Origin of the sequence: Thalassolituus marinus (genome assembly GCF_020320395.1) — a bacterium.
GTDB lineage: Bacteria > Pseudomonadota > Gammaproteobacteria > Pseudomonadales > Oceanobacteraceae > Venatoribacter > Venatoribacter marinus.
Genome location: NZ_JAEDAH010000099.1, coordinates 43,520 through 60,722 on the forward strand (window position 1 = coordinate 43,520; position 17,203 = coordinate 60,722).

Annotated in this window: 14 protein-coding genes; 8 read left to right on the forward strand and 6 right to left on the reverse strand. The window is 54.7% G+C overall.

Going from position 1 to position 17,203, the window contains the following annotated elements; genetic code table 11:
• Positions 1–40: 40 nt before the first annotated feature.
• The gene (gene ppa / locus I9W95_RS16080; RefSeq protein ID WP_225676722.1) at positions 41–568 is read right to left on the reverse strand and encodes an inorganic diphosphatase; all 528 of its coding nucleotides are present in this window, start codon (positions 566–568) and stop codon (positions 41–43) included.
• A gap of 161 nt (positions 569–729) precedes the next feature.
• Between ppa and I9W95_RS16085 the strand changes: the two genes are divergently transcribed.
• Genes I9W95_RS16085 through I9W95_RS16095 form a run of 3 tightly spaced genes read left to right on the forward strand, consistent with a single transcriptional unit; the run spans position 730 to position 5,702 of the window.
• A complete protein-coding gene (locus tag I9W95_RS16085; protein WP_225676724.1) occupies positions 730–2,925 on the forward strand; it encodes a TonB-dependent receptor plug domain-containing protein in 2,196 nt (731 codons plus the stop codon).
• Positions 2,926–3,813: a hypothetical protein gene (locus tag I9W95_RS16090; protein WP_225676726.1), complete on the forward strand. Its 888-nt coding sequence runs from the start codon at positions 2,926–2,928 to the stop codon at positions 3,811–3,813.
• Positions 3,810–5,702 carry a response regulator gene (locus tag I9W95_RS16095; protein ID WP_225676728.1) on the forward strand — a complete coding sequence of 631 codons (1,893 nt, stop codon included), beginning with the start codon at positions 3,810–3,812 and terminating at the stop codon, positions 5,700–5,702. Before I9W95_RS16090 ends, I9W95_RS16095 begins: the two co-directional genes overlap by 4 nt.
• Before the next feature lie 52 nt (positions 5,703–5,754).
• Here the strand turns inward: I9W95_RS16095 and I9W95_RS16100 are convergent, their stop codons facing one another.
• Positions 5,755–6,726, reverse strand: a complete 972-nt coding sequence (locus tag I9W95_RS16100; RefSeq protein WP_225676730.1) for a class 1 fructose-bisphosphatase — start codon at positions 6,724–6,726, stop codon at positions 5,755–5,757.
• 157 nt (positions 6,727–6,883) lie between these two features.
• Here I9W95_RS16100 and mpl point away from each other — a divergent pair, with 157 nt between their 5' ends.
• Genes mpl through I9W95_RS16125 form a run of 5 tightly spaced genes read left to right on the forward strand, consistent with a single transcriptional unit; the run spans position 6,884 to position 12,189 of the window.
• On the forward strand, positions 6,884–8,260 hold the full coding sequence (gene mpl, locus I9W95_RS16105) for a UDP-N-acetylmuramate:L-alanyl-gamma-D-glutamyl-meso-diaminopimelate ligase (RefSeq protein ID WP_225676732.1): 1,377 nt from the start codon (positions 6,884–6,886) through the stop codon (positions 8,258–8,260).
• Entirely contained in the window at positions 8,257–8,868 is a 612-nt protein-coding gene (locus tag I9W95_RS16110) for a flavin prenyltransferase UbiX (protein ID WP_225676734.1), read from the forward strand. Before mpl ends, I9W95_RS16110 begins: the two co-directional genes overlap by 4 nt.
• Before the next feature lie 39 nt (positions 8,869–8,907).
• On the forward strand, positions 8,908–9,264 hold the full coding sequence (locus tag I9W95_RS16115; RefSeq protein WP_225676736.1) for a hypothetical protein: 357 nt from the start codon (positions 8,908–8,910) through the stop codon (positions 9,262–9,264).
• A gap of 31 nt (positions 9,265–9,295) precedes the next feature.
• On the forward strand, positions 9,296–11,782 hold the full coding sequence (locus I9W95_RS16120) for a thrombospondin type 3 repeat-containing protein (RefSeq protein ID WP_225676738.1): 2,487 nt from the start codon (positions 9,296–9,298) through the stop codon (positions 11,780–11,782).
• 35 nt (positions 11,783–11,817) lie between these two features.
• Complete coding sequence (locus I9W95_RS16125; RefSeq protein WP_225676740.1) at positions 11,818–12,189, forward strand: hypothetical protein; 372 nt, start codon at positions 11,818–11,820, stop codon at positions 12,187–12,189.
• Positions 12,190–12,206: 17 nt separating this feature from the next.
• Here the strand turns inward: I9W95_RS16125 and I9W95_RS16130 are convergent, their stop codons facing one another.
• The 4 genes from I9W95_RS16130 to I9W95_RS16145 form a co-directional block, all read right to left on the reverse strand.
• Positions 12,207–12,743 carry a YbhB/YbcL family Raf kinase inhibitor-like protein gene (locus I9W95_RS16130; RefSeq protein ID WP_225676743.1) on the reverse strand — a complete coding sequence of 179 codons (537 nt, stop codon included), beginning with the start codon at positions 12,741–12,743 and terminating at the stop codon, positions 12,207–12,209.
• 52 nt (positions 12,744–12,795) lie between these two features.
• Positions 12,796–13,647, reverse strand: coding sequence for a helix-turn-helix transcriptional regulator (locus I9W95_RS16135; RefSeq protein WP_225676745.1), 852 nt, complete (start codon positions 13,645–13,647; stop codon positions 12,796–12,798).
• A gap of 87 nt (positions 13,648–13,734) precedes the next feature.
• On the reverse strand, positions 13,735–15,117 hold the full coding sequence (locus tag I9W95_RS16140) for an OmpP1/FadL family transporter (RefSeq protein ID WP_225676747.1): 1,383 nt from the start codon (positions 15,115–15,117) through the stop codon (positions 13,735–13,737).
• 124 nt (positions 15,118–15,241) lie between these two features.
• The gene (locus I9W95_RS16145; protein WP_225676748.1) at positions 15,242–17,071 is read right to left on the reverse strand and encodes a sensor domain-containing diguanylate cyclase; all 1,830 of its coding nucleotides are present in this window, start codon (positions 17,069–17,071) and stop codon (positions 15,242–15,244) included.
• Positions 17,072–17,203: the final 132 nt, after the last annotated feature.

Sequence of the window (17,203 nt, forward strand, 5' to 3'; positions counted from 1 at the left end):
AAAGGGAGCCGATGGCTCCCTTTTTTTATCTGCGATCAGATCAGCCTTTGTAGGCTTCTGCCGCTTTGACGATCATTGCTTTGGCTTCTTCAGCGTTGCCCCAGCCCTGAACTTTAACCCACTTACCTTTTTCGAGGTCTTTGTAGTTCTCGAAGAAGTGAGCGATCTGGTCGCGCAGCAGCTGAGGAACGTCGTCGATGTCGTTTACATCGTTGTACATCTGAGTCAGCTTCTCGTGTGGAACGGCTACCAGCTTAGCGTCGCCGCCAGCTTCGTCTTCCATGTTCAGAACGCCAACAGTACGGGCGCGGATCACAGAACCTGGCTGTACCGGGTAAGGAGTGATAACCAGAACGTCCAGTGGGTCGCCATCATCAGCCAGTGTGTTGTTGATGTAACCGTAGTTGGCTGGGTAGAACATTGGAGTCGCCATGAAGCGGTCTACCATCAGGCAGTCCATATCTTTGTCGATTTCGTATTTGATTGGCGCGTGGTTGGCCGGAATTTCGATCACAACGTAGATATCGTTTGGCAGGTCTTTGCCCGCTGAGATAGATGCATAGCTCATGGTTGGTTCCTGAGATCTCTGAGTTATTGGGAAAATTGGGCGGGATTATACCCAGCAGGGGTTGTCCTGTCAGTCTGCCATAAGTATAAAGCCTCACCAGTGTTTACCAACAGGAGCAGGCCGCCTAGACTTCATTTCAGGTTCTGGTGTGGTCCTTATCAATGAAACAGCATTTTCTGATTGGGGTTCTGGTGTGGGCGACCTGCGCACAGGCTCTTGCAGAGGATTTTGCAGACTTCGAGCTGGATGCTCCCTTTGTACTGGAAGACGATATTCCAGTGGTATTAACGGCTGCCCGTCTGAAGCAGCCTCGGGCTGAAGTGCCGGCCAGTGTCACCGTGATTGAAGCTGAGCACATCCGCGCCTGGGGTGTACGCACGCTACCTGAGCTGATGCGATTCGTCCCCGGTATGTTCATCGGTCATGGTGATGACGAGAACAATGCTTCTGTTGCCTATCATTCTGCCAACCCCAATCTGATGCGCCGTTTGCAGGTACTGGTGGATGGCCGCTCTGTCTACCGGGCCGGTATCGCAGCCGTCGTCTGGGACGACATTCCGGTGGCTCTTGAGGATATCCTGCGGATCGAAGTAACCCGTGGGCCAAATGCTGCAGCCTACGGCGCCAACTCGTTCGCTGGTGTAATCAATATTGTTACCAAGCACCCCGCAGATTCACTCGGTACGCATGTGCGCTACCGCAATGGTAATCATGGTGTCGACGACAGCTACCTGAGCTATTCCGGTCAGGCAGGCATGAGCAGCTTCCGCATTACCGCAAACCTTCAGGCCGACAGCGGCTTTGATGGTGATGAGGCAAAGAAAGATGAGTGGCGTGATAGTCGCCGTCACGGCTTCGTCAGCGCCTACGTCAGTCGCCAGTTGCAGCCTGAAACTCAGCTGAATCTGCAGGCTGCGGTTAAACAGGGTCATACCGATATTCGCCAGAATCTGGGGGCTTATCAGGAGCCACCGGATCAGGAAACCAAACAGTATTATGTCTGGAGCAAACTGCAGCATGACCATTCGGCCACGCATCAGTCGCACCTGCAGGCCTATGTGTCGGTCGACGATCGTCAGCAGGGGGTTGATGCCTGTGTTCCGACCTTCCTGCTGGACCCGGACCTGTACAACTTTTACAGCTCAAACCCGGATGCGGTTAATGAACTGATCGGTGGAGTCACCAGTGGCCAGTCATTGGCAGACGTGCTGACCCCTGAATATCTGGGAGCTCTGTCGGCTGAAGAGCAGGGATATCTGAGCAATGTCATCGCCCGTGTATCTGCCGATGCGGATAACTTCTCTGAAGTCAGCTGTGGTGATATCGACTATGACACTCATGAAACTCGTATCGACGTGGAATGGCAGGATACCGTGCAGTGGTCGCCGCAGATTCGCACAGTCTATGGACTGAGTTTTCGCCGTGATCAGGTCGACTCCGAAACCTTTTTCGATGGGGTACGTCGTAACGATACTTTTCGCGCCTTTATCAATGCTGAATGGCGTATAACGGACTCACTGGTTTCGAATATCGGTGCCATGTATGAAGACGAGAATGCCAACGATGATGCGGTGTCGCCGCGCATTGCACTGAACTGGCTGCTGACGCCACAGCAGAGTATTCGTCTGGTTCATTCGCGGGCAGTTCGTTCGCCCGATATGCTGGAGCAGCAACCCGACTATAACATTACTCTGCATAACTCGACGGATAACTACCTGGGGGCAGAGAATCCACGCTATTACATGCATCAGGTGTTCTCGAATCGTGGCCTGGGTCATGAACGCATCGCCAGCAACGAGATAGGCTACTACGGATTGTTTCCAACGGCCCGTCTTGAAGTGGATTTTAAGGTGTACCGCGATCGTATGTGGGACCTGATATCGAATCCGATCAATCTGGAAACCCTGACGGTGCGCTCAGACACTGAGATGGTGATTTCCGGTGCAGAAATGCAGCTGCAGTGGAAGCCGGGCCTGAATGACCGACTGTGGGCGACGGCAGCGTATGTGGATACCCATGTTCGTCTGGGTGATACCACTGGCGTGGCGGATGTGGAGAACCTGTTCCGGTCTGAAACCCGCCTGAGTTCGGAGAACAGTATGGTGGTCAGCTGGACTCATACTGGCCGTGACTGGAGTACGACGGCCTCGCATTTGTGGGCCGACTCATATAACCATGGCCGTAATAATTATCGGCGTTTTGAGCTGAATGGCAGAAAAAGCTGGGAAATCAGCAGCCTGACCATCTGGACAGGATTGTTCTGGCAGCACAGAATCAGTAATGACAGAATTAACTATACGAATCAGGTGTACTCTGACCGTAACAGTTACTACCTGAATGTGGGAATGGACTTCTGAATGCGACAACAAGGAAAGGATGCATGGATAAGACGGGTGATGTCCGTCACTGCTTTTGCAGTGGCGCTGGCAGCGCCTGTTTCCTATGCAGACGACATTGCCTTCATTTCACAGTCAGCGCCGCCACCCGTCCGCCAGCTATCTGAAGTTACAGCCTCTCTCACCGGTTTTTCAGTAAAACTGGTCCAGCCTGGAGAAGCCTTCGACGCGTCGTCCGTCAGCGCCTGTGTGCTGATTGGCCAGCAGATGCTGGATAACGCTGCGCAGCTGTGTCCCGACCGCCCGCGTGTTGCGGTGTTTGTGACCCGGGAAGGAAGCAGGAAAGTCGCCGGATCGGACTCTGCAATTTACCTTGAACCGCCGTTGCATCGTCAGGTGGCACTGACTAAAGCAATCCTCGGCAGCGATCGTCCATTGGGTGTGCTGGTGCACAATCGTGAGCAATGGCAGCAGATTGGTGGTCGAGCAGATTCTCTGGTGACGCCTTATTTTGCCGATGATTTCGACAGCGTTAACCATGCCTTGCTCGATCTGCTGAAAAACAGTCATGCGTTGATTGGTATTTACGATACCGACCTGTACAGCTCAGAGAATATCAAGAATATCCTCATTACCGCCTACCGCCAGAATAAGCCGCTGATCGGACCTTCCAGTGCCTATATCAAAGCCGGGGCACTGGCGACGACCTACAGTGATATTGACGATGTGGCGCGGCGCTTGTCGGATGTCCTGCGTACCGGTCTTAAAGAAGGTGTATGGCCGCAGGCTGATTACAATCCTTATTTTAAGGTTCGTTTTAACGAACAGGTCGGCCGCTCGCTGAATCTGTTGTTGCCTGACAGTGACAAACTGGCGGCGGAGATTTCGGCCGGGGAGCGGCAGCGATGATCGGGCTGCGTCGGTTACCGGTTCGTTGGCGGATCTTTATTACCGGCGTGGTGCCTGCCCTGCTGGTGGTGGTTCTGTTAACCGTCTATCACCTCGAAAGTCGCTGGGGTGATCTGCGTCAGGAGCGTAACAATATTTCCCTTATGGTGCTGGAGCATCTCAGTGCCTCTGCAGAGTATCCCCTGATATCGGGTAACTACGACCTGCTGCAACCGCTGGTGCAGGCGGCGCTGGCACAGCCAATGATTGTCTCGGTGGTTTTGCTGGATGCCAGTGGTCGGGAAGTGCTGCAGGAAGACCAGCTGACGGCCGACTCTGATCAGTCTGACCTGACGGAAGTCCGCCACGATATTATTCGTCTGGTGCCAGCACTTGATGAGTTTTCAGAGTTCGGCGATAACCGGCTGGAGTCGCGCCAGCTAGGCACTATTGTGCTGACCTTATCCGAATCCTATATCCATGGCCGTATTCTCAGCATCGTTCAGGACTCTGTTATCGCAGGTCTGCTGGTGGTGATCCTTGCGGGCTTCATCAGCCGTTTTGCGTCACTGAGTATTTTGCTGCCGCTGGAAAAACTGGGCGAGTTTATTGCCCGTCTTGCAGCGGGGCATAGTCACAGTCGTATGGAAGTAAGCGACGGTGCCGAGGTCGGTCATCTGCAGCTGAATACCAACCGGCTGGCAGAGTCGTTGGAGCGTGCGGAGCTTGATCAGCAGGAATACACCCGCCAACTGATGGCTGAACAGGCAAAGACCCAGCAAGCGAGTAAAGCCAAAAGCGACTTTCTGGCCATGATGAGTCATGAGCTGCGTACACCATTGAATGGTGCCATCGGTATGTTGCAGTTGCTGGAGCGGGACAATACGCAGGAAGAGTTTGATGATTACAAGCGCACTGCGGACCGTTCGCTGACCCATCTGACACAGCTGCTGGAAGACGTTCTGGTGGTGGTTGATACCGAAAAGAACAAACTGCCGGTAGCATTTTCTGAGCAGCGCTTACCAGATGTGCTTTATACCCTGTTGCTGTCATTCCGCAGTCGCGCTCTGGAAAAGCAACTGTCCTTTGTTGTCGAATACAGCGATCGTTTGCTGGAAGAAGCTGTGCGTTGTGATCCCTCGCTGATCCGTCAGGTGGTCCGCCATCTTGTGGATAACGCCATTAAGTTTACCGATGAAGGTATGGTTTTGCTGACCTTGTCGGTCAGCGGCGACACCGGACACGAGACCCTGAAGCTGGTGGTGGAAGACAGCGGTATTGGTATCGACGCTTCGCAGAAAGAACGGGTGCTGGAAGCCTTTTCTCAGGCGAACTCTTCCTTCAGTCGCCGCCATGAGGGCGTTGGACTTGGACTGACCATTACCCATCATATTTGTCGGGTGCTGGGCGGTGAACTGCAGCTTGAGGACAGCGCTTCCGGTGGTGCGCGGGTGGTTGCTGAGATTCCGGTCTCTGTGTCGCCCCAGGTTGTTGCCGAGCATGAAAAGACAGGCCAGGGGTTTCGAACACTGATCGTTGAAGATAATCCGGTTAACCTGAAGGTCACAGAGAAAATGCTGGGTAAAGCATGGCAAGGCTTAACGGTGAGCAGTGTGATGTCAGGAGAAGAGTGCCTTAAGACGCTGCAGGATTCGGTATATGACCTGATTCTGATGGATTGCCAGATGCCCGGGCTGGATGGTTTTGAAACAACGGAACGGCTGCGCGATATGGGCGTGAATACGCCGGTGGTCGCCTGCACTGCGAACACCACGGATCAGATCCGCGAGCGCTGTCTGGCGGCAGGTATGAATGACTATATGGCCAAACCACTGACCCTGGCGGTGGTTAAACAGATACTGACCCGTTGGTTGCCGGGTGAGGCCCTGAATACAGAAAAGCCGCAGTAAGCGAGTGCTGACTGCGGCTCTTCCTGAAGCTGGCGGTTAATTCGCCTGCTGATCAGCCTTTGTGGTAGCGGATCACAGTGTCCACTTCATCGGCCGAACCCATCACCACCGACACGCGCTGGTGAATGCTGGTCGGTTCAACCTGCATGATGTCTTCGAAAGCGGTGGTGGCCTTACCGCCAGCCTGCTCAATCAGCATGCTCATCGGGTTGCCTTCGTACATCAGACGCAGCTTACCTGGCTTGGCTGGCTCGCGGCTGTCGTACGGGTACATAAAGATACCGCCACGAGTAATGATGCGGTGGATTTCGGCAACCATAGAGGCAATCCAGCGCATGTTGTAACGTTTCTCCAGTGGGCCTTCTTCGCCGCGCAGCAGATCAGCCACATAATTCTGCATTTCCGGCAGCCAGAAACGCTGGTTCGACATGTTAATGGCGAACTCTTTGGTAGTGGCCGGAATTTTTACGCTTTCGCGCTGCAGAGAGAATTCACCGATACGTGGATCGAACGTGAATACGTGAGTGCCGTTGCCAGTGCTCAGTACCAGCAGTGTGGATGGTCCATACAGCACGTAGCCGGCTGCAACCTGACGTTCGCCAGTCTGCAGATAGATGGATTCGTGGTTGGCATCGTCTTCAGGGCGCGCAGCCAGTACCGAGAAAATGGTCCCCACAGTAACGTTTACATCGATGTTGGAAGAACCATCCAGCGGGTCGAACAGTACCAGGAATTCACCGTCCGGGTTGCAGGCTACCGGGTCAGCTTCTTCTTCGCTGGCCAGGCCTTTTACCTGTGGCATGGCACGCAGGCTGTTTTTCAGCAGATCGTTGGCAATGACGTCCAGTTTCTTCTGGCATTCACCCTGTACGTTTTCCTGCTCAGCGCTGCCCAGTACACCAGCCAGAGAGCCCAGTTGTACTTTGTAGGCGATGTCTTTACAGGCGACCATCAGGCCGTCAATCACGTCAACCAGCGATGGGTTGTCACAGTGGTGCTCAAGAAAAGTCCGTAAACGCTGCATTTTGCGATCCTGTGGAGGTCTGAAGAATAAACTGCGGCGCATACTACCTGAATCCGTGCGGAATTTCAGCGCCAGTGCGATAAAAGACCAGCTTGTCACTTGGGCCTGTCGCTGCTTACCAGTACACTACTTCGGTTATCACTAACGGATTGTCAAAATGCGTCTGCACATTCTCGGTATCTGCGGTACCTTTATGGGATCTCTGGCTCAGCTGGCAAAGCAACTGGGACACGAGGTTTCCGGCAGCGACGCAGGTGTCTACCCGCCCATGAGTGATCAGCTCAGCGCCGCGGGTATTGAGCTGAGTGAAGGTTTTGACCCACAGAATATTCCTGCTGATGTTGAACTGGTGATCATTGGCAACGCCATGTCGCGTGGTAATCCGTCGGTGGAGTATGTCCTGGATCGCGGCATCCCCTATATGTCCGGCCCGCAGTGGCTGGGGCAGGCGGTGCTTAATGGTCGCTGGGTGCTGGCGGTATCCGGTACCCATGGCAAAACAACAACCAGCAGTATGCTGGCGTGGATTCTCGAATACGCCGGTATGCAGCCAGGCTTCCTGATTGGTGGTGTACCACAGAATTTCACCGTGTCGGCCCGTATCGGTGGCTCACCATTTTTCGTTATTGAAGCCGACGAATACGACACAGCCTTCTTTGATAAACGCTCCAAATTTGTTCATTACCAGCCACGCACGCTGATTCTGAATAATCTCGAATTTGATCACGCCGATATCTTCCCGGATCTGGCCGCCATCGAACGCCAGTTCCATCATATGATTCGTACCGTGCCGGCTTCCGGCCAGATTGTATTGCCAGTGGCAGAAGAAGCGCTGGAGCGTGTGCTGGCTATGGGTTGCTGGACACCGGTTACGCGCTTTGCCCGCAATGAGGGTGGCGACTGGCAATGGCGTCTGGAAAAAGACGATGCCTCGGTGTTCAGTATCCGTAACAGCGATGGCAGCTTGTCTGCGACCGTGGAATGGCAGCTGACCGGCTTGCACAACGTCAGCAATGCCATTGCTGCGATGCTGGCTGCACGTCATGTGGGAGTAACGCCTGAAATCGCCGCAGCAGCGCTGGCGGAATTTGCCTCGGTGAAGCGTCGCATGGAGCGTGTTGGTGAAGCGGCTGGCATTACCGTATACGACGATTTCGCTCACCATCCGACTGCCATTGCTACCACGCTGGAGGGGGCACGAGCGCGATTGCTGCAGGACGGCGGTCGGGTACTGGCAGTGCTGGAGCCGCGCTCCAACACCATGAAACTGGGTGTACACAAAGATGGTCTGGCCAGCTCAGTGGCGGCGGCCGACATTGCCTACTGGTTTGAGCCGGACAATATCGACTGGTCACTGGCGGATGTGGTTAATCAGGGTGCAGTGCCATCGCAGTGCTTTAACGATCATGATGCTTTGATCAGTGCGGTGCTGGCCGAAGCTCAGCCTGGCGATCATGTCGTGGTAATGTCGAACGGCAGCTTCAATGGTATGCCGCGCCGACTGTTAGCCGCCCTGCAGGAGAAAAGTGCGTGAGCGAACGTATCTGTATCGCCATTACCGGTGCATCCGGTAGCCCTTATGCGCTGCGCCTGATTGAAGTGTTGCTGGCGGCGGGGAAAGCTGTGGACGTTATTGTGTCTAAAGCGGCTCAGTTGGTGGTGGCTACCGAAACTGAGCTGGCGTTGCCCGGTAATCCACGCGCTCAGGCCGAAACCCTGCGTCAGCACTTTGCCTGTGGGGACGATGTGCTGCGGGTATTCGGGCGTGAAGACTGGATGGCGCCCTGGGCATCGGGTTCCGGGCAACCGGGTCCTGTGGTGGTGTGCCCGTGCAGTACCGGTACTCTGTCGGCGATTGCTACCGGTGCCAGCAATAATCTGATTGAACGCGCCGCCGATGTGGCACTGAAAGAGCGGCGCAAACTGATTCTGGTGCCACGCGAAACACCGTACTCAGAAATTCATCTGCAGAATATGCTGACACTGACCCGTATGGGGGCGGTTATTCTGCCGGCCAGTCCGGGCTTTTATCATCAGCCGCAACAGATCGGGCAGTTAATTGATTTCGTCGTGGCGCGGATTCTTGGTCAATTGGGGATTGATCAGAGTCTGATGCCGGCCTGGGGCAAAGACGCGCAATAAGCGCACAAGCATTGTTTTACATACTGATTGGGGAAAAGCATGTCTTCTGAATCTCAGAACTCACAGGAAAAGCCGGATTTAACCAAATACATCGGTCTGGGCTTTCTTGCCGGCCTGGTGGTGTGCGTACTGGTGCTGGAATATTACGGTTACATCCGTCACCCGTCTAAAGAAGACGCGTTGGTGATTGAAGAATTTCGCCTGTTAACCCTGAATACCGATGAGGATCTGAAGGTTTCACAGAAAAGCTCTGGCCGCGAAGGTTTCTGCGTGAATGGTTATCTGCTGGTGCGTCCGCAAAATGGCAAAAATGTTGCCGGCATTCTGGTTGATAAGAAAAATCGCCCGATTGCCTGTCAGGATGACCTGCAGCCGGCTTCGTCACATAACGAATAATACCCGATAACGATAATAAAAAAGGGCGCCTATGTTTCCTTTCAATACTCGCTGGCTGGCGTTAGTTGTGCTGCCGTCTGTGATGACGGTGACGGCTCCTTGCGCCCGTGCTGATCTTAACGATATTGATAACGATGGTATTGCCGATCACCTGGATACCGACCGCGACGGCGATGGTGTATCGAATTTTCTCGAGCAGGTTGCCGGCACCGACCCCGATGTCGCAGACCAGTATGACTTCGATGATGACGGTATTCCGGATTCTATCGACGACGACCTCGATAACGATGGCGTTGTTAACCAGCGCGACGACTTCCCGCGTGATGCCAGCGAATGGATTGATACTGACCATGACGGTGTGGGCGACAACGCCGACCAGGATCAGGACAACGATGGCATTCGCAACGATCTGGAAAAACAGCTGAATTACAACCCGCTGGATGCACGCTCAGTGCCACTGGACAGCGATGGTGATGGCTGGCCGGATCGTCTGGATGACGATATGGACAACGATGGCTACGCCAACGATGACGATGCATTCCCACTGAATCCGAAAGAATGGGCTGATACCGATCGCGATGGTATTGGTGATAACACAGATCCGGATATGGATAACGACGGCATCAGTAATGATCTGGAACAGCGCGCCGGAACCGACCCGCGTGACCGCCGCTCAGTACCGCGCGACCTCGACCGCGATGGTATTCCGGATGCACTGGACGATGATATTGATGGTGACGGCGTGGCCAATGCTGACGATCAGTATCCTCAGAACCCACGTGAGTCTGCTGATACCGACGGTGATGGCGTGCCTGATAATCAGGATGTAGACGCTGATAACGACGGCATTCCGAACGTATTTGAAATTCACCTGGGCACCAACCCTCTGGATGCCAGCAGCCGCCCGCATGACGCCGACGGCGACAATATGCCGGATGAATTCGACACCGACCGCGATGGTGATGGTGTTGAGAACCGTCAGGATGCCTTTGCAGACGACCCGGCGGAATGGAAAGACACCGACGCCGATGGCATCGGTGACAATGCAGACGCGGACCGCGACAACGATGGCTTTAACAATGACATCGAAGAGCTGGCGGGTACCAACGATGTTGACCCGCTCAGTCGTCCGGGCGATCTGGATGGCGACGGTCTGGCCGACGTCGTGGATGCTGATATGGATGGCGATGCCATCCTCAATGAACAGGATGCCTTTCCGCGTGATGCGTCAGAATGGGAAGACACCGACGCTGACGGCATTGGCGATAACAGCGATCCGGATCAGGACAACGATGGCATCGCCAACCGCTATGAATTGCAGCTCGGCTTTGATCCGCTCGATCGTCTGAGTGTGCCTGCTGATCTTGATGGCGATGGTATTCCGGATGACCTCGATTCCGATATCGACGGCGACACCATTGGCAACGCGATGGATGTTTTCCCGCTGGATCCGCTGGAATGGAACGACATTGATAATGACCTGATTGGTGACAACAGTGATCCGGATCGTGACGGCGATGGTATTCGCAATGATCACGAACTGATGGCTGGCACCGATCCGTCGGATGCCGCGTCGGTACCTGCCGACCTGGATGGTGACAAACTACCGGATGTGATCGACGACGATATGGACGGCGATGGTCGCAATAACACGGTTGATGCTTTCCCACGCGATGCCAGTGAGTGGTCCGATATGGATGGTGATGGCATTGGTGATAACAGCGATGAAGATATCGATGGCGATCGCATCAGTAACGACGATGAACTGGAACTGGGCTTTGATCCGCTGGATCCGACCAGTACACCAGAGGACATGGATGGCGACACCATTCCTGACGCCATGGATGATGATATCGATGGTGATGGCTATGCCAATGGCCAGGATGTGTTCCCGCGCGATGTGCAGGAATGGGCCGATATGGATGGTGATGGCATTGGCGACAACAGCGACGATGACATTGATGGCGATGGTATCCGTAACAGCTATGAAGTGATGGTCGAAACCGATCCGCGTGATGCCTCATCGGTACCAGGCGATCTGGATAAGGACGGTATTCCGGACAGCATCGATGACGATCGGGATGGCGATGGCCATAAGAACTCACTGGATGTATTCCCCGACGACCGTCGCGAATGGGCGGATCTGGATGGTGACGGTATTGGTGACAACGGTGACAGCGATCGTGATGGCGACGGTTATGCCAACGCCGTAGAGCAGTCAGAAGGCACTGATGACTGGTCGAAGCGCAGCTTCCCGGATCATGAAGCGCCGGTGCTCGACTATATTAAATGGGCGGACGCCGTAGTTCTGCAAGGTATGGTTTACGACGATGGCATGGGAATGAGGGCCATCTGGCTGAAAAGCCCGGCCGGCGAAATCTGCCGTGGCGATCTGGTTTATAGCGGCCATTTCCGTATTCAGTGTCCGAACCGTTTCAGCGTGCCTTACTGGGAACTGATTGCCGAAGATCGTGCCGGCAATCAGGTTATTCAGAAGGTGAACAGCGAACTGCGTTAGCAGCTCCCAGGCAACATGTTTGATTGAAGGGCGTTATGATCCTGCAGAATACTTCCGACCTGATTGCTCAGGTTACACACCAGCAACTGCCTTCCGGAATTCCGGTGGATGTTGCTCAGTTGGTTAATGGCTCGGCACTGGTGATCAGTGCTGATGCGCTGGCGTTGTATCGCAATGCCGATGGCGTGGGTGATGCGCTGGGTAATGGCCTGGTGCGCAGTATCGATTTACCACTGACGCTGACACAGGAGAATGACGCTTTCCTGCAGGAACACAAAGCCGGTTATGTTGGCCTCAGTGGTGGTGTTGTGCTGCTGATCACACTGAACGACATTCAGGTGTTCAGCAGCAAGGAAGATGCTCTGCGCAATCGTAACGAGCTCATCCGTATGTCACTCGCCATCTGACTGGCGGGGGCATTTGCTCAGCGCTGGTACAAAGATTCCAGAGTAGCTTTGCCCAGAGCGTGGGCATTCAGGTAGTAGCCGACCAGAGCACCGGAGCTGTCTGCTGGCAGATCGAGTTTGTCAGTATTCAGCGCAAAGACGGTGAACTGGTAGCGGTGCGCTTTATCACCGGCTGGTGGGCAGGCTCCGCCAAATCCGACTGAACCATAATCAGTGCGACTTTCTACACTGCCTGCTGGCATGGCGTTACCGCTGGCTCCACTGGCCAGACTGGTGGTGTCGGCCGGAATATTAAAGGCCAGCCAGTGCCACCATCCACTACCGGTCGGAGCATCCGGATCGTAGGCGGTAATGGCGAAACTGCGGGTGCCAGCGGGCGCTCCCTGCCAGCTCAGTTGCGGTGACAGGTTGCCACCATCACAGCCAAAGCCCTGAAATTCCTGTTGTTTCGGCATCATTTCGCCTGCGCGGATATCGCTGCTGCTGAGCGTAAAGTCTGCCAGTGCCTGAGCCGACAGCAGGCTGCCGGCGAGAATTAGTGTGCTGTATTTCATGGTTATCTCCCTGTGTAGTGCTGAGTCCTGTCAGATTACCCTGTTGTGGGTATCACTGTGCGCCTGAAACCCTCTCTTTTACGCCTGTAACGCTCATATCACGCTGTGCCCTGAGTTCACTTGGGGCAACACCAAAGCGCTGACGAAAGCGCTCACTGAAACGCGAGGCTGAGCGATAGCCGCAGGCGTCGGCGATTTGCTGAATACTTTGTTGTGACACCTGCAAAAGATTGAGGCCGTGACTGAGGCGTAACTCACTCAGCAGGTCGCGAAAGCGGGTGCTTTCGTCATCAAGCTTGCGGCGCAGCGTCGATTCACTGACAGCCAGCTGTAAGCACACCTCGGCCAGTTGCCAGTCGCGACTCAGGTCGGTGGCCAGCAGTCGCCGTACACGGCTGCTCCATTGCCTGAGCAGCCCGGAGCGCAGTGTGGCGCTGAATCCCGATTGCTGCAGATAGCGGACAATTTCTGCCCGGCGCAGTCGCAGGCTCTCTGGTTGCCGGCGGAAGTCAGCCGGTAGCTGTAGCCATTGCTGCAGGAGCGTCAGCAGCAAGTCGTCGGCGACGAATGTGCGGTAATCACGTTCCACGGGCCCCGGAGCAATATCTTCCAGAGCCTCTGCGGGTAAGGGGATGACCCAGGCAAGGTAACCATCGGCGGCGGGTTGATTGGTAAATGTCAGCTCGGTCCCGGCCGGGATAAGCAGGCAACGGCCGGCTGCGAATGAGCGGGTGTCCGACTGATGTAACTGTTTTTCGCCATTGAGTATCAGCATCAGGCAAGTGTCGGCAAAAGGAACCTGACGCAATTGCTGAGCTTGCTGGCTGGCGAAGGGCAGGATCAGTGGGTTGTTATCATCTACCCGGTAATGCTGCAGATCGCTCAGTAATGATGAGTGAGTCATAACGCCCCCTGAGATTTGCCTGAGCATAACGCAGGGGGCGGGTGCTGTCATGGCACACGCAGTGATGTGGGTCCCACAATGATGGGCTTACAACGCCCAGCGCAGGCCGGCGGCGAAAGAATTGACCTTAGTGGTTACTTCACCGCTGAGCAGTGCTCCGGCTGTTTCCAGATCATTCTGTTCAATATCGCGTTGCTGAGTCATGGTGTGCTGGTAGCCGGCATCCAGCGTCAGGTTGTCCTGCAGCTGATAGCTGACACCGACGGAGATTGCTTTGTAATCGTCGAAGGCGAAGTCCACTTTGGTGTTTTCATCCTTAATCGGTGTTTTATCCAGTGCCAGACCGCCACGCAGGGTCAGAGCAGGTGACAGATCCCATGCCGCACCGACGGCAATACGCTGAGAATCGGTCCAGTCGTATACCTGGGGGGCCGCGGCCAGTGCTGCGACGGTGGCGTTGGAAGACTCCACCTGAATCTGGTCATAGCGTGACCAGCGGGTCCACGAGTAGTCTGCCTGTAAGGCGACAGAGCCCAGGCGCTGGTAGTAGCTGAGGCTGGCTGTTTCCGGTGTGACCAGCTGAACCCGGCCATCGGCCTCGGTGCTGCTGATGCCGCTGAAAGATTCAAACAGGGCAGCCTGTTGCGGGAACTCTACCGTTGCTGTGCCGGTAAGTTCATGGGCAATACGCGAGCGGTAGTTAATACCGAGGCGGCTTTGCGGGCTGAATTCGATCAGGGAGCCCAGGGCATAACCGATGGCTGTATTGTGGCCTTCCATCACGAATGAACCATCCAGTTCATCGCTGCCCAGGGTGCTGCTGTCGATGCCGATGCCATCGCAGGTCAGTGGCACTTCCGGGTCTGCGTCAAAGCCTTCGAGGCAGGCTGCTACTGTGTTAATAGCAACGGCGGTTTTAGCATTTACATACTGAGTAATCATGCTGCCGCCCACGCTGACGTGACGGTTAAGACGGAATGCCATGGATATACCCAGATCGATACCGGTGATCTCGCTTTCCGTTGTCTGGTAGCGGGCAATGCTGTCATCACCAAAGTCGGTGCCAGTGGCGTAAGGGGCGTTCAGATAAACACCGAACTTCACGCCGTCGGACAGCTCGTGCACGTAATACAGCGTTGGCAGCAAATCGAAGGCGTCCGCTTCGGCATCTTTGCCACTGATCGGGGCCACACTGTCGCTGGCGGCATTGTAGCTCAGAGCGCTGCCTTTCAGCTCAGACTTCACTGAAATGGCGGCAAGGTTAATGGCCAGCTCGTCGTTGACGAGCACCATGGCTGCCGGCCCATAGTAAGCTGTTGAGGCGTCGCTGGCCGAGGCTGCGCCACCGGAAAAGGCATCGCCTAAACGCAGTGCCGATTGCTCGTCGACATAGTAGCCCTGAGCTGCGGCCTGGCCGCTGATGAGAATGCCGGTGATCTGAATAGCCCGGCGCAGTGTTGCCTGTTTCATAGCGTTCCCCGATCGTCTTTTGTTATTGGTACTATCGTTTAAGAACAGGCTACATAAAAGACAGGGGATAGCCAACGTTATTGTATGTCTTGTCAGCTGGAATCTGATGGTTGCGTGGACAAAGTCACATTTCCGGAGAGGCCAGTGGCGAATTCTGTGGATCTTCATACAGGCAGATGCAGTTACGCCCCTGTTGCTTGGCGCGGTACAGGGCGCTGTCGGCAGCCTGATAGAAAGTATCGAGATCTTCCCGCTGATCCGGGGTGTGACTGTGGACACCGATCGAAATGGTAATGCTGTGCAGTTCGCCATGAGTGTCGACCTGCAGATTTTCAATGCGTTTGCGCAGCTGTTCTGCAACGGTAACAGCACCTTCCTCTGCGGTTGCCGGTAACAACACGGCAAACTCTTCACCGCCGTAGCGGTATACGGAGTCCAGCGGTCGTTTGATTTCGCTCTGAATTTCGCGCGCCACGCGTTGCAGAACAATATCGCCGGTCTGATGACCAAACTGATCATTGAAGTTTTTAAAGTGATCGATATCGATCAGCATCAGCGTCAGTGGTGTGCGTTGTCGGAAGGCTTCCTGATACAGGGTGTAGAACTTCTGATCAAAGTAACGACGGTTGCGCACCTGGGTGAGGGCATCCGTGGTGGATTCTTCCTGCAGGCGTCGATTGGCCATTTCCAGGTCAGCTGTTCGTTCTTTTACCTTGCGATCCAGGGCGGCGTTGGTTTCACGCTGCATGGAAATAATGACGTCCTGAGCGGCAATTCGCGCAGCTCGCTCACGGTTATGGCGGTCCGCCAGACCGAGTGCAAACAGAATAATCTGCGCGATATGACCAAGTTCGGCGGCGCGTGAAGTCAGCAGGTTGTCTGGCAGTACTCCGAAATTGCGCAGGGCGTAAATGGTCAAACCAATGAGCAGTAGCGAAATGGCGCTGAAAAACAGCATCACATCGCGTGAGCGGGTATTCCGCCATAACTGGATACCAAGCAGGAAAGCCGAGATACACATCACAATCGCCAGCCCGGTAAGTAGCTTGATTATGGTGGCATAGGGGACGAACAGCGAGGCAATACCAAACGCCGATGCTGCAGCGACAAGCAACATGAATACACGATGAAAAGTTGGGCTTATTTTGCTCAGGCGCAGGTAATGAGTGCCGAACAGAGCGGTAAACACCTCGGCCAGGGAGATGGTAAACAGCACCATCAGATCGTTAAAGCGTGGTGAATCCGGCCACAGAAAGGCGTAGCTCCAGCCGTGCAGACTGGCCATCATCAGCGCGACCGAGGCGATGCTGCACGAGTAGTAAAGGAAGAGCGTATCGCGGGTAAGAATAGAGATCAGCAGGTTGTAAAGCAGCATACTGGCCAGTACGGCATAGAACGCAGCCTCAATTGCAAAAGTGGTTACCTTGCCTTCCCAGAAGCTGGATTCGGCGGTCAGCGTCAGCGGCAGCTGGGCTGAGGAGGATGTCTGCAGGTAAAGGTAAAGCGTATCGGCCTGTTGCGGATCAAACGGAAAGGCAAAGGTCGGAACATCCAGTGGTCGTTGCGCGTAGGGAAGATTATTTCCGCTATGGTACTCAAGCGTTACATCACCATTCAGCACACTGTAGAAGTTAAGGTGATCAACCAGTGGGTAGCCTGCTTCCAGAATCCAGCGGCCATGAGCATCGCTCAGCCCGAGCTCGCTGATACTGGCCCGCACCCAGTAATGGCTGGGGTTAAAACCGAAATTCAGGTCGTATAGTGATATGGTTTTCCAGTCATTGCTTCGCATGACGTCGGCCAGCGGGATAGCGTCATCACTGACGATGTATTCGACGTGCGGAGGCTCTGGCTCAAGTGCCGCCCGGGTCTGCGTTGCTACCATCAGAGCAATGAACAACAGCAGCATGACCGGCGCTGCCAGACGGACGTTTCGAGGGAGTTCAGAGAACACAGTTTACCCGATGGAAATTGGTGTATTTCCTCAGTATAGACACTGAACGTCGTGATTCAGGCTGATGCAGGTTATGATTAGCGCCAGAGAAGCCTTTTGATTATACATAGGGCGGCGTAACGATATTTTTTA